The sequence below is a fragment of the Cupriavidus sp. CPT47-8839-RL05A genome (assembly GCF_058792255.1).
In genome coordinates this window covers 71,809-94,964 of sequence record NZ_JBYTEG010000027.1, presented here as the reverse complement: position 1 = coordinate 94,964, position 23,156 = coordinate 71,809, and the positions used below count along the sequence as shown (strand labels likewise).

19 protein-coding genes are annotated in these 23,156 nt (G+C 64.1%); 9 read left to right on the top strand and 10 right to left on the bottom strand.

All coding sequences use genetic code 11. The features are described 5' to 3' along the window. Nucleotides 1-37: 37 nt before the first annotated feature. Nucleotides 38-538: a ribonuclease E activity regulator RraA gene (gene rraA, locus AC3WVS_RS27400; RefSeq protein ID WP_492321130.1), complete on the top strand. Its 501-nt coding sequence runs from the start codon at nt 38-40 to the stop codon at nt 536-538. Between the two features lie 95 nt (nt 539-633). Further along, nucleotides 634-1,488 carry a helix-turn-helix domain-containing protein gene (locus AC3WVS_RS27395; protein WP_492321129.1) on the top strand — a complete coding sequence of 285 codons (855 nt, stop codon included), beginning with the start codon at nt 634-636 and terminating at the stop codon, nt 1,486-1,488. A 76-nt stretch (nt 1,489-1,564) separates the two neighbouring features. Here AC3WVS_RS27395 and AC3WVS_RS27390 read toward each other — a convergent pair whose 3' ends face one another. The 5 genes from AC3WVS_RS27390 to AC3WVS_RS27370 form a co-directional block, all read right to left on the bottom strand. Beyond that, entirely contained in the window at nt 1,565-2,185 is a 621-nt protein-coding gene (locus AC3WVS_RS27390; protein ID WP_492321128.1) for a glutathione S-transferase family protein, read from the bottom strand. A gap of 30 nt (nt 2,186-2,215) precedes the next feature. After that, the gene (locus tag AC3WVS_RS27385; RefSeq protein ID WP_492321127.1) at nt 2,216-2,686 is read right to left on the bottom strand and encodes a GlcG/HbpS family heme-binding protein; all 471 of its coding nucleotides are present in this window, start codon (nt 2,684-2,686) and stop codon (nt 2,216-2,218) included. A gap of 35 nt (nt 2,687-2,721) precedes the next feature. Further along, a complete protein-coding gene (locus AC3WVS_RS27380; RefSeq protein WP_492321148.1) occupies nt 2,722-3,999 on the bottom strand; it encodes an MFS transporter in 1,278 nt (425 codons plus the stop codon). Between the two features lie 2 nt (nt 4,000-4,001). Further along, the gene (locus tag AC3WVS_RS27375; RefSeq protein ID WP_492321126.1) at nt 4,002-5,237 is read right to left on the bottom strand and encodes an acetamidase/formamidase family protein; all 1,236 of its coding nucleotides are present in this window, start codon (nt 5,235-5,237) and stop codon (nt 4,002-4,004) included. 181 nt (nt 5,238-5,418) lie between these two features. Beyond that, nucleotides 5,419-5,979, bottom strand: a complete 561-nt coding sequence (locus AC3WVS_RS27370; RefSeq protein WP_492321125.1) for a cupin domain-containing protein — start codon at nt 5,977-5,979, stop codon at nt 5,419-5,421. A gap of 341 nt (nt 5,980-6,320) precedes the next feature. Here AC3WVS_RS27370 and AC3WVS_RS27365 point away from each other — a divergent pair, with 341 nt between their 5' ends. The 4 genes from AC3WVS_RS27365 to AC3WVS_RS27350 all read left to right on the top strand — a co-directional run bounded on the left by AC3WVS_RS27365 (nt 6,321) and on the right by AC3WVS_RS27350 (nt 10,329). Further along, the gene (locus tag AC3WVS_RS27365) at nt 6,321-7,259 is read left to right on the top strand and encodes a fumarylacetoacetate hydrolase family protein (protein WP_492321124.1); all 939 of its coding nucleotides are present in this window, start codon (nt 6,321-6,323) and stop codon (nt 7,257-7,259) included. A gap of 150 nt (nt 7,260-7,409) precedes the next feature. Next, nucleotides 7,410-8,447, top strand: a complete 1,038-nt coding sequence (locus AC3WVS_RS27360; protein WP_492321123.1) for a porin — start codon at nt 7,410-7,412, stop codon at nt 8,445-8,447. A gap of 175 nt (nt 8,448-8,622) precedes the next feature. Further along, on the top strand, nt 8,623-9,180 hold the full coding sequence (locus tag AC3WVS_RS27355; protein WP_492321122.1) for a VOC family protein: 558 nt from the start codon (nt 8,623-8,625) through the stop codon (nt 9,178-9,180). 15 nt (nt 9,181-9,195) lie between these two features. Next, a complete protein-coding gene (locus tag AC3WVS_RS27350; RefSeq protein ID WP_492321121.1) occupies nt 9,196-10,329 on the top strand; it encodes an alpha/beta hydrolase family protein in 1,134 nt (377 codons plus the stop codon). Nucleotides 10,330-10,387: 58 nt separating this feature from the next. Here the strand turns inward: AC3WVS_RS27350 and ilvB are convergent, their stop codons facing one another. The 3 genes from ilvB to AC3WVS_RS27335 all read right to left on the bottom strand — a co-directional run bounded on the left by ilvB (nt 10,388) and on the right by AC3WVS_RS27335 (nt 16,555). Then, nucleotides 10,388-12,166, bottom strand: a complete 1,779-nt coding sequence (gene ilvB / locus AC3WVS_RS27345) for a biosynthetic-type acetolactate synthase large subunit (protein WP_492321120.1) — start codon at nt 12,164-12,166, stop codon at nt 10,388-10,390. Nucleotides 12,167-14,005: 1,839 nt separating this feature from the next. After that, nucleotides 14,006-14,977 (bottom strand): Bug family tripartite tricarboxylate transporter substrate binding protein, encoded by a 972-nt coding sequence (locus AC3WVS_RS27340; RefSeq protein WP_492321119.1) that lies wholly within the window; start codon nt 14,975-14,977, stop codon nt 14,006-14,008. A gap of 57 nt (nt 14,978-15,034) precedes the next feature. Continuing rightward, nucleotides 15,035-16,555 carry a class I adenylate-forming enzyme family protein gene (locus AC3WVS_RS27335; RefSeq protein ID WP_492321118.1) on the bottom strand — a complete coding sequence of 507 codons (1,521 nt, stop codon included), beginning with the start codon at nt 16,553-16,555 and terminating at the stop codon, nt 15,035-15,037. A gap of 344 nt (nt 16,556-16,899) precedes the next feature. Here AC3WVS_RS27335 and AC3WVS_RS27330 point away from each other — a divergent pair, with 344 nt between their 5' ends. The 3 genes from AC3WVS_RS27330 to AC3WVS_RS27320 all read left to right on the top strand — a co-directional run bounded on the left by AC3WVS_RS27330 (nt 16,900) and on the right by AC3WVS_RS27320 (nt 20,915). Then, the gene (locus AC3WVS_RS27330; protein ID WP_492321117.1) at nt 16,900-18,093 is read left to right on the top strand and encodes an acyl-CoA dehydrogenase family protein; all 1,194 of its coding nucleotides are present in this window, start codon (nt 16,900-16,902) and stop codon (nt 18,091-18,093) included. Nucleotides 18,094-18,106: 13 nt separating this feature from the next. Then, nucleotides 18,107-19,234, top strand: a complete 1,128-nt coding sequence (locus tag AC3WVS_RS27325) for an acyl-CoA dehydrogenase family protein (protein WP_492321116.1) — start codon at nt 18,107-18,109, stop codon at nt 19,232-19,234. Between the two features lie 301 nt (nt 19,235-19,535). Further along, nucleotides 19,536-20,915: a DUF1329 domain-containing protein gene (locus tag AC3WVS_RS27320; protein ID WP_492321115.1), complete on the top strand. Its 1,380-nt coding sequence runs from the start codon at nt 19,536-19,538 to the stop codon at nt 20,913-20,915. A 289-nt stretch (nt 20,916-21,204) separates the two neighbouring features. Here the strand turns inward: AC3WVS_RS27320 and AC3WVS_RS27315 are convergent, their stop codons facing one another. Both AC3WVS_RS27315 and AC3WVS_RS27310 read right to left on the bottom strand, forming a co-directional pair. After that, nucleotides 21,205-21,996: an SDR family oxidoreductase gene (locus AC3WVS_RS27315; protein WP_492321114.1), complete on the bottom strand. Its 792-nt coding sequence runs from the start codon at nt 21,994-21,996 to the stop codon at nt 21,205-21,207. Nucleotides 21,997-22,022: 26 nt separating this feature from the next. Next, entirely contained in the window at nt 22,023-23,123 is a 1,101-nt protein-coding gene (locus tag AC3WVS_RS27310; RefSeq protein WP_492321113.1) for a 3-ketosteroid-9-alpha-monooxygenase, oxygenase component, read from the bottom strand. Nucleotides 23,124-23,156: the final 33 nt, after the last annotated feature.

The following is a 23,156-nucleotide window of genomic DNA, read 5'->3' as shown; positions in this document are numbered from 1 at the left end:
CGCGCGCATTCCTTTGACTTCACACTCTTCTCTCATCATGTTTTCCACCAGCGATCTTTCCGACGAACACCCCGGCACAACCTCTGTCTGCCAGCTGCAATTCCGCAGCTTCGGCTTGCGCGAGCATTTTTCCGGCCCCTGTGCGACCTTGCGAGTGCAAGAGGATCACCGGCCCGTCTTGCGCCGGCTTTCGGCGCCCGGCGCCGGCCGTGTCCTGGTGGTGGATGTGGGCGGCTCCCTGCGCATCGGCGTCTTTGGCGACCGGCTGGCCGGACTGGCGGCAAGCAATGGCTGGGCCGGACTGGTCATTCATGGCGTGATTCGCGACAGCAAGACCGTCAATGCGATCGACATCGGCGTCAAGGCGCTGGGCACGACCGCCTTGCGCAATGCGGCCGAGCAGCCCGGCGCCGAGGATGACGTCCCGCTGGCCTTCGGCGGCGTCACGTTCACGCCGGGTCAATGGGTGTACTGCGACGCGGATGCCGTGCTAATCAGCCCGGAGGCGATCCGGGCAACGGAGCCGCAAGCCTACTGATCCCTTGGGCTGATGCGGGTGTCGATTCGGTGATCGTAAGCAAGGGAAATTGAATCAACTGGCCTGTGTGATTGACTGGACCAAAAGGAGTAGGGATGGCTGAGAGGCACCCGGCGCAGATTCTGCACGGCGATTTCGGGCGTGCGACGATCAACACGACTGAGCAAGCGATTGTCGAGCACGCACATCGTGAATTCAACGTCATCTTCAAGCTCAGCGGCGCGGATACGACGTTACAGTTGGAATCCACCGCGCTGGAGGTGAACGATAGCTCCGTGGTCTTGCTCAATCCATGGGTGGTGCACGCGAAGCATCCCAGCGATCGCGGCCCGACCACAATTCTGTCGCTCTTCCTGAACCCATCCTGGTTGGCGAACGAGTTCGAGGATGCTGCGCCGCACCTGGACCATCTGTTCCCCAATCCACAAGCACCGCTTGTCGACGAGCTGCGGGCAAAAGTGAACCTGCTTGTGGCCGCGATCTCAACGCGGTCGCTGGAGTCGCCAGGGCTATGCGAGGAGCGCCTGAAGGCGCTCGTGGGTACTGTCGTGCGGCAGTATGGGAAGCTCGATGCGGATGGCAGGACGCTAAGGAACACGCGTCCGACCGATCACCGGATCAGGAAGGCGATAGCCTATATCCACGAACATGCGACGGAGAATCCGAAGGTCAGCGAAATTACCCGATCCGCAGGTATTTCCCGTTCACATTTCTTTGCGCAGTTCAGCCGTTGCGTCGGTGTCTCGCCTCGGCACTACATCGACAGCCTGCGTCTGGGCTTTGCAACGCGCTGGCTTGCCACCACGGACAGGCCGCTGATCGACCTGGCCGACGAACTCGGCTTTGGTACCCATAGCAACTTTACGCGCTTCTTCACCAGGCACATGGCGTTGTCACCGAGCGAGTTCCGCCGACGCGCGACCAACCTTGCTTTCCTGGAACGGCAGTAAGGGCAACCAAGACAGTGGAGATGGGCGGGAAGAGGCGACGGCGGGCACAAAGAAGAAGTGCCGCCGCTGCCCGTAGCTAAACGCGTCTCTTTCCGCTCATCGGCTTGAAGGCGGCCCGCGTGTTGATCCGCGCGTACCACGCTTCCAAGGCAGGAAAGTCAGCGCAGTTCGGCTCCATGATCTTCCAGATGTTGTAGCTAATGGCCATGGCGATGTCGGCTATGGTGAAAGTATCGCCGGCGGTATAGCCGCGCTGCCCAAGCGCGCTATCCAGCAAGCGGAGCAGCGGAATGATTCCCGACCGTGCAGCTTCGATCTCCTCCGGGGAGGGCATCGTGCTTCTCGGCTTGATGACAAGTACGACAAGGGAGCGAATCGCAGGCCACAGATGCGCGCATTGCCAGTCCATCCATTGATCGATGGACGCGCGAACCCGCAAATCGTCGGAGGTCAGTCGCTTGTCAGGGTCCCTGGCGGCCAGATATCGAAGGATCGCGTGGGATTCCCACAAGGCAAAGCCATCGTCCTCTATCGTTGGCACGCGGCCATTCGGATTCCTGGCCAGGTAATCGGGAGAGTCCGTTCCTCCGAACGGTCCCCCGACCTCCTTCAGGACATAGCGGGCCCCGAGCTCCTCGCAGGCCCAGATGACCTTCTGCACGTTGGGTGAGCCCAGGTGCCCCCAGATTGTCAGCATGAATGCTTCCTTATCGGCTGGAGTTCGACCTCAGATCGCTGTCGCTGCGACAACGGATCCACCAATCGATGCGATGGCTTTGGTCAGCATCTCTTCTTCGATCTCGGCTGCGCCACCGCTGGTCCCCATGGCCCCGATCAGCTTCCCATCCATCCAGACCGGCAGTGAACCGATGGCAGGAAGCAACGGTGCCCCATAGCCCAACGACGAGATATTGCCCCACACCATGGGATGGTCGACATAACGCTGGCGCAGCGCCCTGCCCGACTGCCCGCCGGTTGCCACGCAAGCGAAAGCCTTTCCGCGCGCGACTTCCATGGTGATAAAGGGGGCACCATCCATCCGCGCGGCAGCAACAAGATGCCCGGCGCTGTCGACAATCACAAAGCTCAGCGCGGTGCCATGTTCTTCCGCGAGCCGCACTGCCGCATCAAGCGCCTGCCTGGCTTGCTTGTAGCTGATCAGGGCGAGGCTATTGGCGTTCGAACTTTCCGTAGACATTGGCATTTCCATTGTTTCGAGGTGACAAATTCTTCTCACTGCTTGATTGCAGCGCGGAAGGTTGAGGTTCGGCTCAGGAGGAAGACCAGAACGGCGGCCAGTAAGCCTGGCAGGGCGATAGCCGAATAGATGCTGGCCGTGGACCACTGGAATCCAAGCAGCAGCCCGACGCAAACCGGACCAAGCACCGCTCCCGTCTTCCCGAAACCCAGGGACCAGCCCACACCCGTGGCACGGACGCGTTCCGGATAGAGGCTTGCCGACAGCGCCAGCAAACAACCGCCCGCCGCGGAGGAAAAGAAACCCGCAAGGCTTGCCGCGACTGCAACCACGGCAAAACTGTGCGCGAAGGTGCCCAGTATCACCAGCGATGCGGCCGCGGCGATCAGCGCCAGCATCAGCGCCCGTTGCGGAGGAACGTATCTGAGCCCGGCGCCAATCAGGAATGTTCCGGCGACACCGCCCGCATTCAGCAATCCAAGCATCAACGCGGCCATGGGTATGGTCCAGCCGGCCCGTTGCAGCAATGACGGGGTCCAGACACCGACGACGACGAGCAACATCCAGATCATCCAGGACGCAAGCCACAACCACAGCGTGGCAACGCCGCGCCCTTCGCCGAACAGCGCCCCGATCGGCGAAACGCGCAATCGGGGGGCGCCATGGTCGCTTGAACCGCGTCGAATCTCCCGAGACTCCGGCAGCAGGAAAACCAGGGCCGGCACGAGCAAAAGCGGCGCCCCACCGCCGAGGAAAAAGATCGCCTGCCACCCAAACTGAGAAAGCGTGACGGAACTCGTAAACGACCCCATCATTCCGCCAATCGGGACAGCTGCCCATAGCATCGTGACCACGCGGGCGCGTAGCGCAGGTGGAGTGAATTCCGATGCCAGGCTGATAAAGAGCGGCGTCACCCCGCCAAGGCCGAGCCCGGCCAGGATGCGAATCGCCACCAGTTCATGGTACGAACCCGCAAGTGCGGTCCCCAGCGAGCTGAAGGCAATAATCAACGTCCCCGCAACCAGCAACCGCTTCCGGCCAAAGTGGTCTCCCAATGCGCTGAAAATCATGGCGCCGATCAGGAACCCGATCTGCGACGCGCTGAAGACCGGACCAAAATCCTTGATATCAATACCGATTGAAGCCGCAATCGCATCGGCGGCGGGCCCGATGGCCTGAGTGTCGAAACCATCCAGAAAGGCCACCAGCCCGCACAGAATGTAGACGTGCCATTGCAGGCGCTGCATGCCGTCCGGCTCAAAAGGCACGACATCGGCTTGCGCAGCCTCCATGTCTTGTCGAAGGGAGACCATGATCACAAGCCCTCAGGACGGAGAGAGCGCGAAATCTGCGCCTGCCGCTCCGCGCTGAATATGCGCTTGGGCAACATGGCTTGAATGACCTTAGGTGACTGGAAGCGATAGTTGCCCTCGGTCTGGTTTGCGTATTGAGTCACCCGGAAACTACCGTCGATACTGCAAAGCGCATAAACATCGTGCCTGGAAAGGCCGGTTGCCGCGCTGATCCACCCGATCGTCTGGCGCAGGGCTGCTGTCAGCGCTTCCTCAAGGGTGGCGCCTGATCCGAGCGCGATCCAATGCGTCGGCGTTTCAGCCACCGGCGCGCTCAGCGCCACTCGCTTGTGCAGCACATATTGAATCCGCAGGTCTTCCATCGCAGACTCAATGCCAGTCTGGTTGACGACACCGTCTCCCTGCGCTGCATTCGAGTCCCCGGTCCACATTTTTGCGCCGGGCACCTGCACCGACACAAACAGCGACGTGCCCTCGACCAGAGCCGGAAGCGAAATGCTGCCCCCATATGCCCCGAGCAACAACGCACTCGTCGGCTTGTCGCCCGCCGGCTGAGCCGCGATCGTGCCTTGAGTCGGCGCCAGCGGTATGCGTACGCCGGGAGAGAATTCAGCAAATCGCCGCTCAGCGTCGAAGCGGAAATAGTGCAAGTACCCCTCCTGGAAATCTCCGGGCAACGCGCCCATGCCCTTGACAGCCGAGTTCCAGCCCCAGTCGATCGGACGCAAACGGATCATCCTGCACTCCACCACATCCCCCGGCACGGCACCTTTGATACTCACTGGCCCGATCATCGATTGAGGGCCCTGGGGATACCGCTTGCGAATCGCGTTGCGCTCGGCCAGGGGCATGCCGAATTTGGCTTCGTTGCCCCAATGCGTCCACGTGTTTGGGTAATGAACCACGTCGCCCGATTCGATCTCCAGCACCGGCTGCGCCGCGGGATCCATCTCGCCAAAGCGCACCGTCTCCGGCGTCGAGGGCAGCGTGTGAACCTTGCCATGCCGGTTCGGGTCAAAAACGCGCGTCCCGTCACGCCCCCCTTCGCTGGCCGGAGCGGCACGAGCCGTCGCGCCCAGGATCATCGAGGCCCCACCGATACCAGCCAGCTTGAGCAAGCCACGCCGGCTGCAATCAGCTCTGCCATCACCTGCGAACCGGCGATGTTCATCGTGAGCCGAGCCAACGGCGTCATCGAAATCATTCGCCCGGCCGGTGATGCTCTTCCCTGCAGTCATTTGCCTACCCCCAGTTCTGGTTTCCCGAATCCTGCCGATGTCGGCGGTCGATGAATACATTAATCGCGGGAGCGCGCCAGCCATTAACCGGTGCGTCGCTTCGCTTTTCAGATCGTCTGAATTTGACGCCTGCCGGCTTCAGCGTCCTGCTGCATCAAGTTGACCGTTACTCGAACCCCGTCTATCCCAGGCGCTGGTTTTCCTGGGCCGAGCGTTCTGTACCGAGCACCACGGCAGCGATCCAGGCCCGCTCCGTGCCGTGGTTCAACCAACGGTGGCGTACCCCGTTCTGAATCACGGTATCTCCCGCGTGCAACACCGTCGCGACACCACTGTCGAGCTCGAGCGTGATTGCTCCACTGAGGACGACGATGAAATCGATCGACGTGGTCGCATGCATGCCTGGCACGTCCGGATCCATCAGTTCCAGCAGGCCTGGAACCTCCCGCTCCATCTCCTCCCTGGCTTTCCCGATGTCGGCCGGGGGCTCGGCAGCCAAGACTTCGCTCATCGGAGGCACGCTGAAGACCGAGAAGTGATATCCGCCTGGCGGGGGAGAGAACTTCGGCGCCTGGGCCAACTCCCCTGCGTTGGGGACTGCAGGTGGCGTTTCCGCCCCGCACAGGGGCACCGTAGTGACGCCGCCCGCAAGCGCCAGCAAGAGCTCGGGCACTTCCACGTCGGAGGCGATCACCGCCTTTCCGTTCAGCAAACCTGTCACCACGCGCCGAATCTTCTTCATCGATCCATCTCCCGGATGTGATGTTTCTGCAAGTGAATGAATTGCATAGCGGGTCTGTCCCCTGGGAAGGGACTCGTTCTTGGTCGGCACAGGGGCGCACCCGCCATCTCGCAATTCAGGCCATGAGAGGCCACGGCAGTCTAGGGCGCGCCTGGCCGCGTTTACCCCTTGTTCAGGAAATTTTCGGACTGGAGGGAAAACCTGCGGGCTATCCGGTCATGTCGATCGGCCGATGGCCGCTTAGGCTGGGACCCCATACGAGGTGTGCAGGAACAGCGAGGAGACAAGAGTGAATCCGCCTATCTCATTTCGATTTCAACCCTGAAGAACCGGACCCGAACATGAAGATCATTGCTTATGCGGAAGGCAGCGCCACCGCGCTTGGTGTCGTCACCAGCCCGACGCATTTCGTCGCCGTTGCCGATATCGCACCGGAACTGCCCGCAAGCCTTATCGCGATCCTGGAACTGGAGCACGGACTTGCGCGCCTGCGCGAGGCGGCGCAAGGCGCACAGGGAGATCGCGCGCTGGCGTCGGTCAGGCTCAAACCGTTCCTCGACCGCCCGAATGCCATGTGGGCGCTTGCCCTGAACTTCAAGAGCCATGTTGCGGAGACGGGTCTTCAGACCAACGCCGACTACCCTCATCTCTTCCTGCGGATGCCAGCGTCCTACGTCGGCTCGGGCGAAGCGCTCGTCGCCCCGCCCGAATCCATCGCGCGTGCGTTCGACTACGAGGGTGAGCTGGCCGTGATCATCGGCAAGCCCGGACGCTACATCCCCGTGCAACGCGCGATGGAGCACGTGGCGGGATACACCTGCCTCAACGAAGGCTCTGTCCGCGAGTATCAGGTGCACAACCGTCAGTTCGGCCTCGGCAAGAACTTCGGAGCATCGGGATCGTACGGGCCGTGGCTGATGACCAGCGACGAGTTCGGCGATCCGGCAAAACACACGGTGCTGACCCGGATCAATGGTGTCGTGCGCCAACGCGCGCCGCTCGACGACATGCTGATTGACGTCGCCAGGGTGATCAGCTACCTGAGCCAGGGCTACAACCTGCGGCCTGGCGACCTGATTGCGATGGGTACGCCCGGCGCACTCAAACCGCAGCCGGACGACGTCGAAGGCCGGGATATGTCCCGTCAATACGGCCTGTTCAAGGTGCCCGGCCTTGTACACATGCGGCCGGGCGACCAGGTCGAGGTGGAGATCGACGGACTGGGGATCCTGCGCAACCCGGTAGTTCGTGACGAGTCCTTTCACGGTGATACGCAGTAGCAGCGAGAAACAGGCACTAACGAGCGATACCCGGGTCCGCAAACGGCCACCTGATTCCCCACGATGCATGGAACCCGTTGCCCGAAGCGAACTCGGCGCTTCGGGGTCTGTGTGCGCTTCGCATTTATAACAAGAGAGAGAGAGGAGAAGATGTTGAAAGCAAGTCGTTGCATCAAGAGCCAGTTGACCATTGCATTGCTAGCCTGCCTGGGTGCCTCCGCCACAGCACATGCCAATGGCGGCGTCCGGCTCTACGGACTGATCGATAACTATGTCGGCAGCGTCAAGCCTAGCGGCGCGGCTGCAAGCACATGGCAGCTCGATAACGGCGGCGGGACCACCCCCTTCTGGGGCATGGGCGGAGAAGAGGATCTTGGCGGCGGCCTGAGCACCGTGTTTGCCATTGAGAGCTTCTTCCGCTCCGACACAGGCGAGGCCGGTCGAAACCCGACCGACTCCCTCTTTGCACGCAATGCCTATGTCGGCCTTTCTTCAAACAAGTTCGGTGAACTCAGGCTCGGCAGAAATTCCACGCCCATGCTCTATCTGACGGGGCAATTCAATCCCTTCGCCGGCTCAACGCGCTTCTCACCGCTCAATGTCCAGAACTGGATCCCCTCTTTCGGGCGGCTGATTCATGGAGATACCGGCTGGAGCAACTCGGCGCGCTACATCTCGCCAACCATGGCCGGCTTCAGCGTCCAGGTCATGTACGGGCTGGGCGAGGCGGCCAACAACAATGGCACCAACAATCTGGGCGGATTCATCCGATACCAGCGCGGCGCACTCGATGTGGCCGTTGGCGGCAATCACACCAAAGTGGGACCAGCCATCACGGCGCTCGAACCCAGCCAGAAACTACTGTTCGCCGGAGCTTCCTACGATTTCAAGGTGCTCAAGCTGTTCGGCACCTTCAACATGACCAAGAACGGCCGGTCCGAGCTGCGCACATATACCTATCAGGCCGGTATCTCGGCCCCGCTCGGACCCGGCCAGATCAACGCCAGCTACGTGTGGACGAAGAACGATCGCAGAACCCTGGATGACTTCAACCGAGCCACCGCGGGCATTGGCTATACCTACAACTTCTCCAAGCGCACCGACGTCTATGCCAACTATCTCTACGACAAACTGACTACCGCCGCCACCGGCAACACCTTTGGCGTCGGACTGCGCCACAAGTTCTGACCGCACGGCGGCGCAGCCTGCCGGCCGGGAAGCCTGCCGATCGTCGGCGCGGGCTTCCTGGCACCGGCGAGGTGCCCGCTGTTCTGAGATCAGCCCCCCAACCAACCTATAAGCGCGCGAACGCGCGGCGGGCACCGTCGAGAGGTTCCGAGCGCCGCCATTTTCAGGAGACCCCATGCCTATTCAGCGCTTTTCACACGTGGCCTATCGCTGTGCCGATGCCAGCAAGACGGTCGACTTCTATACGCAACTACTCGGCCTCGACTTCGCCTTCGCCGTTGCGGAAAACTACGTTCCGTCGACCGGCAGGTTCGACCCGCACATACATGTGTTCCTGCGCGTCAGCCCCGGATCCTATCTGGCCTTCTTCGAGCTGTCCGAGGCTGCGGAGATGGGGTTCGATCCGAATACTCCGGACTGGGTCCAGCACATTGCGTTGCAGGTACCCAGCGTCGAAGAAGTCAGCAGCTTCAAGGAAGCGCTGGAGAACGCAGGCATCGCCGTGATCGGGATTACCGATCACGGTATTTTCAAATCGATCTATTTCCGCGATCCGAGCGGACATCGCGTTGAAATCACCTGCGATTCACTGAGTGAGGAGATGTCCGAGCAACTACGCAGCAGATCGAAGGCGCTGCTTGATGAGTGGAGCCAGACACGCCGCGCGCCCGACATCGGCATCCATCGTTCGGGAGATCTCGCAGTTCCTGACGTGCCCAAGCCAAGCATTTAATCAAGGAAGCAGAGCATGAACGTCCTTTTTGAACACGTCGCGATCGATGTGCGACCTGGAGTCGTGATGGAAAGCCAGTCTGGCCTCCAGAACCTGCGGCCCAGAATCTACGGCGTACTGGGGCGCCCAGCCACCGGAAATCCCAAGACCGCGGCCCTGATCATGCACCCGACGTCCAACTACATGGGGCACTATTTCGTTGGGCCGCTGGCCGCGATGAATGTGCCATGCCTGGCACTCAACTCCCGCTACGCGGGCAACGATGCCCTGTTGCAGATGGAGCGCGTCATCCTTGACCTCGGTGCCGGTATTCGGTATTTGCGCGATCGGGGCTACCAGAAGGTTATCCTGATCGGCAGTTCCGGTGGCGGCGCTCTCGCAGCGTTCTATCAAGCGGAATCGGAAAACCTGACCGTGCATGAGTTCATCGAAGGTGGCCCGACCGGGGTCACCAGGAATGACCTGCCTCCGGCTGACGGCATTGTCCTTAGCGCCGCGCACCCGGGGCGCGCAGAAATTTTCGCCGAATGGGTCGACCCCGCGGTAACGAACGAGAACGACCTGTTTGCAACCAACCTGGAACTGGACATCTACGACGGTCCGATCCAGCCGCCCTTTACACCGCAGTTCATCGCCACGTTCCGCGCAGCACAGCTTGCGCGCCGCGCGCGGATCGAAAGCTGGGTAGAGGACGAGATCGCGGCACTCACGAGGCGACCGAACGGGCCGGCAGATCGCATCTTCGTCATTCACCGAACCCATTCCGATCCGCGCATGATCGACCTGGGCCTGGATAGCAACGATCGCAAATGGGGCAGCGTGTGGGGCGATCCACGCACCGTGAACTTTGCTGCCAACGCATTCGGCAGGGTGACGAGTCTGCGGGCGTTCATGTCACAGTTCTCATCGAAATCCCGTGCCCTGGGCCCGGCCAACCTCAAGCAGACCAGCGTGCCGGTGCTGCTGCTCGTGCACACCGCCGATGCCTCCACTTTCCCGAGCACGCGAGATGCATGGCAGGCTTCAGCCGAGGGACGTATCTCGACGGTGAACCTGGCGCGTGGCAACCATTATCTGGTCGGGCAGACTGAACTGGTCGAATACGGTGCAAATTCGATTGTCGACTGGATCGGCAGGAACGTTCACTGAGTCCCCGCCTGCGCGGGGAAGAGGTCGGCTCTGGGCTGTGCCCGAGCCGCCTCCCCTCTCAACGCGAGGCTTCGGCCAATGCGCTTTCGCCCAGCAGCATCTCACCAATGCCGCGCCCGCCGGGGATCATCGGCCAGACGTTCTCGCTGCCGTCGACGTGGATGTCGACGAAGACGGTGCGCGTCTTCTGCGCCAACGCCTCGCGCAGGGCCGGCTCCACCTCGGCCTCGGTCGTCACTGACAGGCCGACGTGGCCATAAGCCCGTGCCAGCGCCGGGAAGTCGGGCAGCGCTTCCATGTATGACTGCGAGTAGCGCCGCTCATATTCGACGTGCTGCAGCTGTCGCACCATGCCCAGGTAGCCATTGTTCAGCGAGACGATCTTGACCGGCAGATCGTACTGTTTGCACGTAGACAACTCCTGGATGCACATCTGGATCGAGCCGTCACCGGTGATGGTGATGACGTCGCGCTCAGGGAAAGCGTGCTTGACACCCATCGCATAGGGCAGGCCCACGCCCATCGTGCCCAGCCCGCCCGAATTGATCCAGCGGCGCGGCTGCGTGAAGCGGTAGTGCTGGGCGGCCCACATCTGATGCTGGCCGACGTCGGAGCAGATGATGGCGTCGGCGCCCGCCAGCCGGCTCAGGGTCTCGATCACGTACTGCGGCTTGATGCGCAGGCCGTCGCGCGCATAGGCCAGGCACTGGCGTGCCCGCCAGCCGTCGATGCGCTGCCACCAGTCGGCACGGTCGGCCAGCGGCGTTCGCGCTTCGCGCAGCATGGCGACCAGCTTGTCCAGCACCCGGCGCGCATCGCCGACGATCGGCACGGTCGGGCGCACGCGCTTGCCGATGCTCGCGGGGTCGATGTCGATATGAATGATCTGCCGCGGCGTCGCGCAGAAGTCGGCGACATCACCGATCACCCGGTCGTCGAAGCGCGCGCCGACGGCGAGCAGCACGTCGCATTCCTGCATGGCCCGGTTGGCCTCATAGGTGCCGTGCATGCCCGGCATGCCGAGGTAGCGCGGATCGGCGGCGGGGAAAGCGCCGAGTGCCATGAGCGTGGTGGTGACAGGTACATCGGCGAGCGCTGCCAGTTCCCGCAGCGCCGCGGTGGCGCCTGCCGTCACCGCCCCGCCGCCCACGTACAGGTAGGGCCGCCGTGCTTCGCGCAGCAACTGGGCAGCATGCCGGATCTGGCCATCATGGCCTTCCACCGCTGGCCGGTAGGAGCGGATTTCGACCTTGTCCGGGTAGTGGAATGGCGCGCTGGCGAGCGCGACGTCCTTCGGGATATCGACCAGCACCGGCCCCGGACGCCCCGTGCGGGCGAGATGGAAGGCCTTCTTCAAGGTGACTGCCAGGCTGCCGACATCGGCCACGAGGAAGTTGTGCTTGACGATGGGCCGGGTGATGCCGACCGCGTCACATTCCTGGAAGGCGTCTTCGCCGATCATTGACGTCGGCACGTTCCCCGACAGCACCACCAATGGGATCGAATCGAAATACGCGGTGGCGATGCCAGTGACCGCATTGGTCACGCCCGGGCCGGACGTCACCAGTGCCACGCCCACCTCACCGGTGGCGCGGGCATAGCCGTCGGCGGCGTGCACGGCTGCCTGCTCGTGGCGCACCAGCAGGTGCTGCAGTGCGGACTGGCCGGCGATGGCGTCGTAGATCGGCAGCACTGCCCCACCCGGATAGCCCCATACTGTGCGCACGCCCTCCGCGAGCAGCGCTTCGACGATCATCTCTGCGCCGCGCAGGACTCGCGGGGCGTTTGCATTGGGCGTGGCGGGGGTATTGCGGAACTCCGGGGTCGGCATGTTCATGAATTGACTCTCTTCTCGATACTGTCCGCCGATGGCGCAGACGTGAAGGAAGAATTCTAGGAACAGACCGGCCGCATGGGCTGCCGAACTTGGCCTCCGGCACTGGCGCCCGCAGTGGATCGTGCCGCAGCTGGTGTCGGCACTGCGCGAATCTTCCGCCGACAGGGCAAATGCAACAAACTACTTGTCGTCTACCGCGCCATGCCCGAACCGTCCAGGCCGCAACCGCCGTGCCCGGAGCATTCTAGTCAGCTGATTCCCTGAGCATGGCCGGCGCCTGCCATCTCAGTGAATCAGCGACCGACTGCGATTGGCTACCCGACCATCGCTTCCTCAATTCCCTCCGCGACTGCTTCTACCCTGTCAGCCAGCAATCCAAGGGAGGCCCGGCAGAGCCCTCGCAAGGCATCCAACGTAGCCGGCTGCAGGGCTACGCTCCCCTCTTCCTGTGCGTCGCATTCGCTGTGCGTAACCAACGTCAGTACACAGGCCGTGCCTCGCGCAACCGCATCGGCTTGATCCAACAGATTCAATAGCAAGAGTTGCCGAGGAACAGGTAGCGCGTCCTCACGCGCTGCACGGCGGGTTTCGGGGCTGAACCGCGAAAGGGAATCATCGAGTCGGGGTGGGGTGAAGGTGTCGGGTTCGATGTTGGACTGGTACATTGCTGACCTCTGTAACGTAGAAGTGGAGGCCCGCCGCTCATTCTCACTTGAGGTGGCGGGCCCGACGACGGGGGTGAGAAAACCGGACGTTACCCGGCCCAGCCGAAGCTGGCCCCGCCCGGCCCGCCGTAAAGTGAAGGCGCACACAAGCGCAACGGACTCGAAAATTGCCGCTTACGCGAGCGTCCGCTGTAACGTGAACCGGGTTCTCACACCCGACTCCTGTTGATCAGGAGTCCAGCCAGTCTAGAGAACCCTGCCGTTCACAATCAAGGAGCAGATTGTGAAGGATCGATACGCTAAGTCAAGCGTAACAGTTGACTCCACAGAGCGGTGAGCTCCACGCCTTGGCGAAGGCACGCATCACGGTTTACAGGCAATGCCTTGATGGCATTCAACAAGGTACTTCGGCGGATTTGTGGTGCTGGTGAGATGTTGTCTCAGTTTGAACCGCCTGGTTCCGCCCTCCTGGGCGGGTCACTTTTTGTCCGAGCGACAAAAAGTAACCAAAAAACGCGTCGCCTGTGCGGCTGGCAATAAATTCCGCGGCGTTGGTCATATGGGCGGCGGTGGTTGCCGTTTTGCGTGGTTGCCCGTTCGACCCAGCTACGCTCCCTGTCTGGTGCCTACGTCGACGGACTATTGGACGAACCCGACTTTAGGCTATTGGCAGCCTGCTAATCAGGTCATCGGTAGGACGCCTTCGGCTGCGCTGCGCGCACTCAGTATCGTAGATCGGGTGCTCTGGCACGGAGTGCGTCGCTGCGCTCGCACGGCGCTGTCGTGATGCTGGGCCCAAGGCGCAAATCAGGAGGTGGCCGTCCCTCTGCCACCGTCAGCGCATTTTGAGCCGGCGTAGCAGCCGTAGGCGTCCCCGCGATATGGTCGGCAGCAGGCGGCCTACGCCCTGCATGGGGATCGTTCAATAGTGGGTTAACGCAGACGCTGTCACTAACTCACATGGCGTTAGCAGGGTCGAACGGGCAACCACGCCCAAACGGAAAGCACCACCGCTCGAACTACCAACGCCGTGAAATTGGTTGCCAGCCGCATAGGCGACGCGTTTTTTGGTTACTTTTTGTCGCTCGGACAAAAAGTGACCCGCCCAGGAGGGCGGAACCAGGCGGTTCAAACTGAGACAACATCTCACCAGCCCCCCAAGCCCCTCCCCCCCTCAATCCGCCTGAATCTTCGCCGCCTTCACCACCCCACCCCACAACGCCAGCTCCCGCTGAATCCGATCCCCCAGCGCCTTCGGCGTGCTGATATTGACGTCATACCCCCCAGCCGTCATCCGTTGCCGGAAAGCAGCATCCTCCCCAACCGCCTTCTGCGCCTTGACCAGCTTGTCCACCACATCGGCCGGCAGCTTCTGCGGCCCCACCAGCGCATACCAGCCAGTCAGGTCATAGTCTTTCTGGCCAGACTCGATCATGGTCGGCACGTTCGGCAGCGCCGGGTTGCGCGCCTTCGACGTGACCGCCAGCGCGCGCACCTTGCCGCCATTGATATGCCCGATGGCCGTACCGGTAATGTCGAACATGAACGTCACCTTGCCGCTCATCACGTCAGCCATGGCCGGCGCATTGCCCTTGTACGGCACATGCAGCATCTTCACGCTGTTCATCTGCGCCAGCAGTTCCGCGGACAGATGGTTCGACGCCCCAATGCCGGCCGAGCCGAACGAGACCCCCTCAGGATGCTTGCGCGCGTAGTCGACCAGCTCGCCCACGTTCTTCGCCGGGAAGTCCTTGTTCACCAGCAGCACGTTGGTGTAATCGGTGATCAGGCCGATATAGGTAAAGTCCTTGACCGGATTGAAATTGACCGAGTGCTGGATCAGCGGCGTCATGGTCATGGTCGGGCTGGCGACGAAATACAGCGTGTAGCCGTCCGGCGCCGCCTTGGCGGTCATGTCCGCGGCAATCGCGCCGCTGGCGCCCGCGCGGTTGTCCACCACCACCGGCTGCTTGAGCACGCGCCCGAGCTGCTCGGCATAGATGCGCGCGGCGGTGTCGACCGGGCCGCCCGGCGCGTAGCCCACCAGCAGCTTGACCGGCCGCGACGGGTAGGCGTCGGCGGCCCATGCCGCGCCCTGCAGCAGCAGCGTGGCGGTCAGGGCTGCCAGTGTCGTCCATGTCTTCATTATTGTCTCCTCCAGGTATGGCTGATATTGCCCGGGGCCGGCGGGCCCGGCGGGCGCTTAATCGAGCATGGCGCGCAGCGGCTGCTTGAGCAGCTTGCCGCTCGCCGTGGTCGGAATCACGTCGACGGTGCGGACCTCGGCCGGGCGCTTGTACGGGGCCAGGCTCTCGCGCAGGTAGGTGTCCAGCGCCTTGCGGTCAAGCTCGGCGCCGTCCTGCATTTCAATGAAGGCCACCACTTCCTCGTTGCCGTCGCCGGTGGTGCGTCCGACCACGGCCGACTGGCGCACGCCGGGGAAGGCATTGATCACCGACTCGACCTCGATCGGGTAGACGTTGAAGCCGGAGCGGATGATCAGGTCCTTGGAGCGGCCGGAGATAAACAGCGCGCCGTCGGCATCCAGGTAGCCCAGGTCGCCGGTATTGAGCCAGCCGCCGGGCAGCAGCGCCTCGGCGGTCTGCTCGGGGTTGCGGTAGTAGCCCAGCATCACGCCCGGGCCGCGCACGCGGATCTGGCCGCGCTCGCCGGCGGGAAGCCGCTTGCCTTCGGCATCGGTGATCTCGATCTCAACGCCTTCGACGATATAGCCGGCCGAGCAGTCGGCGCGCGGGGCTTCCATGCGCGTGATGAAGAGCGAGCCGGCGTATTCGGTGATGCCGTAGCCATGGTGCAGCGCCTGGCCGAACAGGGTTTCGACCTCGCGCTTGAGCGTGGGGTCCAGCGGCGCGCCGCCGGTATAGAGGTAGCGCAGGCGCGGATAGGCGCCGGGCTTCGCGCCGACGGTGGGCGCCACCGCCATGATGCGCGTGAACATGGTCGGCACGCCCTGCAGGATGGTGACGCCGGGCGATGCCAGCGACTCGAACACTTCACTGGCGTCGAAGCGCGGGCGCAGGAACAGGCTGGCGCCGGCATACAGCGTGGCCATCAGCACCGTGGCAATGCCGAAGATATGCGACATCGGCAACGCGCCATAGGCCACGTCAGCCGGGCCCATGTCGCGCGAGGTGGCGGAGATGCGCGCAAACTGCGTCAGGCCCTGATGCGGCACCATCACGCCCTTGGGCGCGCCGGTGGTGCCTGAGGTATAGATCAGCGTGGCGACGCTGCGGGCCAGCCCGGCCGGCTCGCGCTGCGGCGGGGTGGCCGCACGCACCACCCGCATGCCGGCGTCGAACACCGGGCAGCCGGTGGCCTGTGCGCCCAGCCGCTCGCCGTGCGCCGCGGCCACGTCGGAGACATGGCCGGTGAACAGCACCAGCGCCGGCTGCGCATGATCGCGGATATTGTCGATCTCGCGCGCGGACAGGCGCGCATTGACCTGGATCGGCCATGCGTGCAGCAGGCTGCTGGCGAACAGCGTGACCACCATCTCGTTGCAGTTCTCGCCGACCACCATCACGCGGTCGCCCTCGCCCACGCCCTGCGCCGCCAGCCAGTCGCGGGCGGCCTCGATGCGCCGCCACAGCTCGCCGTAGCTGATGACGGCGCCGTTCTCGTGCAGGCACGGCGCGTCAGGCGTCTGCGCGGCCCAGTAGCGGGGGATGTCGTGGATATATTCGGGGCGGAAGGAAGACATGGTGCTGGTGGGTCTCTCGATGCAGGCTGACTTGGATATGCGGCGGAATGCACCCGGCCACATGAAACTGGCTGCATCAGTTTGCGGCAAGCCCCGTGCCGGAGCCATTTGGAATTCACTAAGGCCGTGTTCGTCAACGCCACTGGCCAGCCGCCGTTCGCCCCGCCACCACCCGGCGCAGGTGGTTCCGCCTCCGCGAAGGACGGCTTTATGATTGATGAAGCAAAGAATCGCGCCCGGCCCCTACAATCGGCCGGCACAGTGAGGGCCGCCGCTTTGACGCACTGCACAACCAGGCTGGGCAAGAAGCGCCGCGCGGCCCGCGTACCACAGGGGACATTCAGATGGATTTGCGTTTCACCGCCGAGGAACAGGCCTTCCGCGAGGAGGTCCGTGCATTCGCGCAGGCCAGCCTGCCGGAAGACATCCGCAACAAGGTTCTCAACCACCAGCGCGTGGAAAAGGACGACTACATCCGCTGGCACCGCATCCTGCAGGCCCGCGGCTGGGGTGCGCCGACCTGGCCCAGGCAATGGGGCGGCACCGGCTGGACCGCGCTGCAGCGCCTGATCTTCGAGATCGAGACCTTCCGCGCCGGCGCGCCGCGCCTGCTGCCGTTCGGCCTGACCATGATCGGTCCGGTGCTGATGAAGTACGCCAGCCCCGAGATGCAGCAGCGCTTCCTGCCGCGCATCCCCAATATCGACGACTTCTGGTGCCAGGGCTACTCCGAGCCGGGCTCGGGTTCCGACCTGGCCTCGCTGAAGACGCGCGCGGTGCGCAAGGGCGACAAATACATCGTCAACGGCCAGAAGACCTGGACCACCATGGCCCACTTCGCCGACTGGATCTTCTGCCTGGTGCGCACCGACCCCGAGGCCAAGGCCCAGGAAGGCATCTCGATGCTGCTGATCGACATGAAGTCGCCCGGCGTGACGGTGCGTCCGATCAAGACGCTCGACGGCGGCCACGACGTCAACGAGACCTGGTTCGAAGACGTGGAAGTGCCGGTCGGGAACCTGGTCGGCGAAGAGAACCGCGCCTGGACCTATGCCAAGTACCTGCTCGGCCATGAACGCACCGGCATTGCCGGCATCGGCCACTGCCACCGCGAGCTGCGCCTGCTCAAGCACTACGCCAGCCAGGCCACCGACGGCGCCGGCCGCCCGCTGATCGAAGACGTGCGCATGCGCGACAAGATCGCCCGCGTCGAGATGGACATCATGGCGCTGGAAATGCTGCTGCTGCGCGTCGCCACGCAGGCCGCCGGCACCCCCGGGCCCGAGGCCTCGATCGTCAAGATCCGCGGCTCCGAGGTGCAGCAGGACCTGGGCATGCTGATGATGGAAGTGGCCGGCCCCAACGCCTGGCCGTATTCGCCGGACTGGCTTGAACCGGGCGCGGCGCAGCCGGTGGCGGGCCCTGACTGGGCCGCCCCTGCCGCCTCCACCTACTACGACATGCGCAAGACCTCGATCTACGGCGGCGCGACCGAAGTGCAGAAGAACATCATCTCCAAGATGATCCTGGGTTTCTGAAGGGATAGCTGACATGGACTTCACCTACAGCGAAGAGCAACAGATGCTGGCGGACAGCCTGCGTCGCTTCATCGATACCGAATACACCTTCGAGGCCCGCCGCAAGAGCGCGCGCGCAGGCGAGAGCCTGGATCGCGGCGTGTGGAACAAGCTGGCTGAAATGGGCGTGCTGGGCCTGACCGTGCCGGCCGACTTCGGCGGCTTCGGCGAAGGCCCCGCCAGCCAGCTGGTGGTGCAGCGCGAACTGGGCCGCGGCCTGGTGCTGGAGCCGGTCACGCCCAGCGGCGTGATGGCCGCGGCCATCCTGGCCGCCCACGGCAGCGCCGCGCAGAAGCAAGAATGGCTGCCCGCGATCGCCTCGGGCGAGCGCATCGTGACGCTGGCCTACCTGGAGCCGACCACCCGCTACCGCCCGGAATCGGCGCGCGCCAGCGCCGAGCGCAGCGGCGACGGCTACGTGCTCAACGGCATCAAGAGCGTGGTCTGGCACGGCGCCGCCGCCGACGCCTACCTGCTGACCGCGCGCGTGGCCGGCAGCAATGAGATTGCGTTGTTCCTGGTGCCGCGCGACAGCAAGGGCCTGGGCGTCACCGCCTACCCGACCATCGACGGCCTGCGCGCCGCCGACCTGTCGCTGCAGAACGTCACCGTGCCGGCCAGCGCGCTGGTGGGCCAGCCCGCCGACGGCCTGGCCGCGCTGGGCGTGGGCCTTGAGCACGGCGTTGCCGCGCTGTGCGCCGAGGGCGCCGGCGCCATGGAAAAGCTGATCGAGATCACCGCCGAGTACCTGGGCACGCGCCAGCAGTTCGGCAAGCCGCTGGCCAGCTTCCAGGCACTGCAGCACCGCATGGCCGACATGCTGGTGCAGAAGGAGCTGGCACTGTCGATGGCCTACGTCGCAGTCCAGGCACTGGACGAGGCCGATCCCGCCGCGCGCCGCCGCATGCTGTCCGCGGCCAAGGTGACGCTGGCCCGCGCCGGGCGCTTCGTCGGCCAGCAGGCCGTGCAGCTGCATGGCGGCATGGGCATGACCGATGAGCTGTCCGTGGGCGACTACTTCAAGCGCCTGACCATGCTGGACCAGTTGCTGGGCGACAGCGACTACCACCTGCAGCGCTTCGGCGAAGTGATGGAAGCCTGACCCTGGCTGCGGCCGCTGGCCGCACGCTGGCGCGAGGCCGGGCACTTGCCCGGCCCCGCGCCGTTTAAGTCCCCTACCCCCGCCTCCCCCCTTCCCGTACCGCCCCGGTACGCTCCCGCACTCCTCGCGGGATGCTGGCACGCCACCCGGATTGTCCCCGCCCCCTCCGCCACGCCGGACGCTAGGGAAATCCACTAGTCCGTTCCAACGATTCCCCGCCGCCGCGCCATCACTACGCTGTCACCACAGGCACAGGCACAGCCGGCGCCGGCAATTCCTCTTTACAAGGAGCGAGACTTCAATGAAATCCAGCACAAGACAACTGATACGCGGTGGCCTGCTGCTCACCAGCATGGCCCTGGCGGCGGCATCGTGGGCGAAGGCCACCCCGGAGGAACTCAAGCAACTGGATGGCCCCCTCACGCCGATGGGCGCCGAGCGTGCCGCCAGCAAGGACGGCGAGGTCCCGGCATGGTCCGGCAAGTGGCTGGGCACGCCGGCGCATGTCAAATACCAGCGCGGCGAACGCTACCCGGACCCGTATGCCGATGAGAAGCCGCTGTTCGTCATCACCGCGCAGAACATGGCGCAGTATGCCGAGCGGCTCAGCGACGGGCAGAAGGCGCTGTTCAAGAAGTATCCCGATACCTTCAAGATGCCGGTGTACCCAAGCCATCGCGATTTCCGCTACGAGGACGCGGTCTACAAGGACATCCGCACCTACGCCACCACCGTCAGCATGACGAGTGATGCCAACGGCCTGAAGGAAGCGGGTCCGCAGGTTCCCTACCCGATTCCGAAAACCGCGATGGAGCTGTTGTGGAACCAGCGTTTCTCGTCGGCCATCGGCACCGAGAAGGCTCAGTTCGACCAGGCCGTGGTGTATCCGAACGGCTCGATCGCGTGGGGGCGCGTCTCGTACAGCATCCTGTCGCCGCGCAACAATGGCAAGTTTGACCCGCGCAGCGCCCTCAACGAGCGCTCCTTCTTCCGCACCTCCACGGATCTGCCGTTGCGCGACCGCGGCCAGGTGATCGTGGGCTATGCGGTCTGGGACCAGGAGGGTTCTGACTCCAACCGCACGTGGATCTACAACCCGGGCACGCGGCGGGTGCGCCAGGCGCCGGAATTCGGCTTTGACCAGCCCCAGGGCCCCGGCGGCTTCCGCACCGTGGACGACGACCGGCTCTTCAACGGCTCGGGCGAGCGCTACAACTGGAAGATCGTCGGCAAGAAGGAGATCTTCGTCCCGTACCACAACTACAAGCTGCTGAGCACTTCCGTCAAGTACAAGGAACTGCTCACGAATGGCCATGCCAATCCGGACGTGATGCGCTATGAACCGCATCGGGTGTGGGTACTGGAAGCAACGCTCAAGTCCGGCTTCCGGCACCAGTATGCGAAGCGCGTGCTGTATCTCGACGAAGACAGCTGGCTGGCCCTGGCGGCCGACAACTACGATGGCCGCGGCCAGTTGTGGCGCACCAATCTCCAGGCCTCGGTATACGCCTATGATGCGCGCCGCTACTATCCGACCACGGTGTTCTACCATGACCTGATTTCGGGTGCCTACATGGCCGACCGCCTGACCAACGAAGGCCCGATGGCAACGCTGAACAACAGCCCGGAATTCAACGAGGTGTTCTTCTCACCGGACGCCGCGCGCGGGTCGGGTACCTGATCCCATCGTGATACCCGGCCGGGCGCAGCCTTTGGCGCCCGGCCGGGCTCCCCCTCCCCGCCCTGAACTGCCCCCCAGAAGTTGGAGACAACTTTTGGGGGTTTTTACATGGAAAAACCCGGCCCCCGGGCTGCGCCGGTTGCTTCTACCTCGAAAAGGAAACCCTGTATCCCGGCGAACGCGAGCGCCGGATGCAGGACGATGTCGTGGTCGCGTAGGTCCGGAACGCCATCGAATAAAAATGGGGCATCCGCCGCGGCTCGCGGCGGATGCCCCATTGGCCAGGAGATCAGAAGTTCAGCGGCCGCTGCGCTGCATCCAGCCCACCGTCGATGAACACCACATTGCCGTGCATGTAGGCCGCCTGCGGCCCGCACAGGAAGGCGATCAGCGCGGCCACTTCCTCAGGCTGCGCGCGCCTCCCCAACGGCGGCAGGAAATCGCGGATGGCATCGCCATAGCGCGGATCCTTCAGCCCGGCCTGCAGCAGCGGCGTTTCCACCGCGCCCGGCGCGACCACGTTGAGGCGCACGCCGGCCTGGCCCCACGCGGCGGCGCGTTGCCGCGCGGCCGCCGCCACCGCATGCTTGGAACTGGCATAGGCAATATAGCCAGCCTGGTCCCGGGTGCCTTCCGCCGCCGCGGCGGCTGCCACTATCGCGCGCACGCCGGGCTCGTCGCCGGCAAGGTAGGCATCACGCAGCGGGCTGCCCTCCCAGGACTGGAGCGTGGCCGAACTGGACGACACCACCACGGCGCACGGATCCGAGCCCTGGCGCAGCGCCTCGAACAGGCCATCCAGCAGCGCCACCACGCCGAAGTGGTTGACCGATGCCACCAGCGTGGCGGGTTCGACATGCGGGCCCAGGCCGGCGCAGCAGACCAGCTGGTCGATGCGGCCGCCCGACCGCGACAGTACGGCGTCGATCGCGGCAGCGCGGCCCTGCTGGCTGGACAGGTCGGCAACGATGTCGGCATCGCGCAGGTCGATGCCGATGACCCGGCAGCCGTCGGCGAGCATGCGCTGGCGCACGGCCGCACCCATGCCGGACGCGGCTCCGGTAATGACGACGGTTTTCATGGTGCGAGGTTCCGTGGAGGTTGCCATCAGGCCTCGAACACATGCCGCAGCGCCGGCGGCTCGATATTGCCCGGGTTCAGCTCGAAGATGCGCCGTGCCACGCTGGACGGCCGCACCTGCTCCACGTCGGTGTAGAACTGCTGGTACCAGTCACGCATCTGGTAGATGGGCCCGTCGCCTTCGCACAGTAGCGGGTTGTCGATGCGGATCTTGCTGTCCCAGATCGCCACGTCCTCGTAGAAGGCCTGTTTGGCCTGCTCCACATAGGCTTGCGCCATGGCACGGTTCTGCTCCTCGGACAGCCCCGGGATCTTCTTCACCAGCACGCCGTAGCGCAGCGCGAAGCTGTTGAGGTCGATCGGCACATGGCAGTTGAGCAGGATCGAGTGGATCTGCTGGTCGCCCATCTGTCCGATCATCTCGGTGATGTGGTACGCGGGCCCGAAGTACGTGGACAGCGCCGTCAGCTGTGCATCGCCCGAGAGCCGGGCACTGCGCCCGATCATCAGCTGCGTGGCCTTGTGGTCTTCGAACAGGTTGGCAAAGTAGTCCACCGGCGCGCCATGGACCGTGCCGAAATGCGCCATGTCGGAGATGTTGTCGACCAGCTCGCGGCAGTTGGTCTGGATCACCATCTCGTCGATGGCCCAGTCCGACCACTCCGGCGAGAAGCAGGCCTCGATGCGCGGAATCGCCACCTCGGGGGGTGCCGGGCGGCCTTCGGGATCGTGCCAGATGAAGAGCAAGCGGTTCTGCTCGCAGGTCTCCCAGGCGCCGACACGGGCCTTGGGCGGCACCCGCTTGCAGTAGGGAATGGACTTGCAGCCACCGTCGCCGCCCCACTGCCAGCCGTGGAACGGGCAGACCAGGTTGTCGCCCTGCACGGTGCCGGTGCTCAGGTCTGCGCCCATGTGCGGACAGTAGCCGTCAATCACGCGAATCGCGCCGGTCGAGTCGGCAAACGCGGCCAGGCGCCGGCCGAAGATATTCAGCGTGTGCGGCACGCCGTCGCGGTAGCCATCGGCAGGGCCGAGGCAATGCCAGCCGCGCGCGTAGCGGGCCTCGAGCGGGCGTGATTCGATCTTGTAGCCGGCCTTGTAGCCAGTCTGGTTGCCGTCAGCGGTCATGGCGTCTGTCTCCTTGAATTCCCGTGGGACCTT

Excerpts from the sequence above, each read along its gene's own strand:
- AC3WVS_RS27350 (WP_492321121.1), top strand. The coding sequence starts at position 9,196 with ATGAACGTCCTTTTTGAACACGTCGCGATCGATGTGCGACCTGGAGTC.
- AC3WVS_RS27380 (WP_492321148.1), bottom strand. The coding sequence starts at position 3,999 with ATGGTCTCCCTTCGACAAGACATGGAGGCTGCGCAAGCCGATGTCGTG.
- AC3WVS_RS27325 (WP_492321116.1), top strand. The coding sequence starts at position 18,107 with ATGGACTTCACCTACAGCGAAGAGCAACAGATGCTGGCGGACAGCCTG.
- AC3WVS_RS27395 (WP_492321129.1), top strand. The coding sequence starts at position 634 with ATGGCTGAGAGGCACCCGGCGCAGATTCTGCACGGCGATTTCGGGCGT.
- AC3WVS_RS27335 (WP_492321118.1), bottom strand. The coding sequence starts at position 16,555 with ATGTCTTCCTTCCGCCCCGAATATATCCACGACATCCCCCGCTACTGG.
- AC3WVS_RS27360 (WP_492321123.1), top strand. The coding sequence starts at position 7,410 with ATGTTGAAAGCAAGTCGTTGCATCAAGAGCCAGTTGACCATTGCATTG.
- AC3WVS_RS27315 (WP_492321114.1), bottom strand. The coding sequence starts at position 21,996 with ATGAAAACCGTCGTCATTACCGGAGCCGCGTCCGGCATGGGTGCGGCC.
- AC3WVS_RS27310 (WP_492321113.1), bottom strand. The coding sequence starts at position 23,123 with ATGACCGCTGACGGCAACCAGACTGGCTACAAGGCCGGCTACAAGATC.
- AC3WVS_RS27340 (WP_492321119.1), bottom strand. The coding sequence starts at position 14,977 with ATGAAGACATGGACGACACTGGCAGCCCTGACCGCCACGCTGCTGCTG.
- AC3WVS_RS27375 (WP_492321126.1), bottom strand. The coding sequence starts at position 5,237 with ATGACTGCAGGGAAGAGCATCACCGGCCGGGCGAATGATTTCGATGAC.
- rraA (WP_492321130.1), top strand. The coding sequence starts at position 38 with ATGTTTTCCACCAGCGATCTTTCCGACGAACACCCCGGCACAACCTCT.
- AC3WVS_RS27355 (WP_492321122.1), top strand. The coding sequence starts at position 8,623 with ATGCCTATTCAGCGCTTTTCACACGTGGCCTATCGCTGTGCCGATGCC.
- AC3WVS_RS27330 (WP_492321117.1), top strand. The coding sequence starts at position 16,900 with ATGGATTTGCGTTTCACCGCCGAGGAACAGGCCTTCCGCGAGGAGGTC.
- ilvB (WP_492321120.1), bottom strand. The coding sequence starts at position 12,166 with ATGAACATGCCGACCCCGGAGTTCCGCAATACCCCCGCCACGCCCAAT.
- AC3WVS_RS27370 (WP_492321125.1), bottom strand. The coding sequence starts at position 5,979 with ATGAAGAAGATTCGGCGCGTGGTGACAGGTTTGCTGAACGGAAAGGCG.
- AC3WVS_RS27320 (WP_492321115.1), top strand. The coding sequence starts at position 19,536 with ATGAAATCCAGCACAAGACAACTGATACGCGGTGGCCTGCTGCTCACC.
- AC3WVS_RS27385 (WP_492321127.1), bottom strand. The coding sequence starts at position 2,686 with ATGTCTACGGAAAGTTCGAACGCCAATAGCCTCGCCCTGATCAGCTAC.
- AC3WVS_RS27390 (WP_492321128.1), bottom strand. The coding sequence starts at position 2,185 with ATGCTGACAATCTGGGGGCACCTGGGCTCACCCAACGTGCAGAAGGTC.
- AC3WVS_RS27365 (WP_492321124.1), top strand. The coding sequence starts at position 6,321 with ATGAAGATCATTGCTTATGCGGAAGGCAGCGCCACCGCGCTTGGTGTC.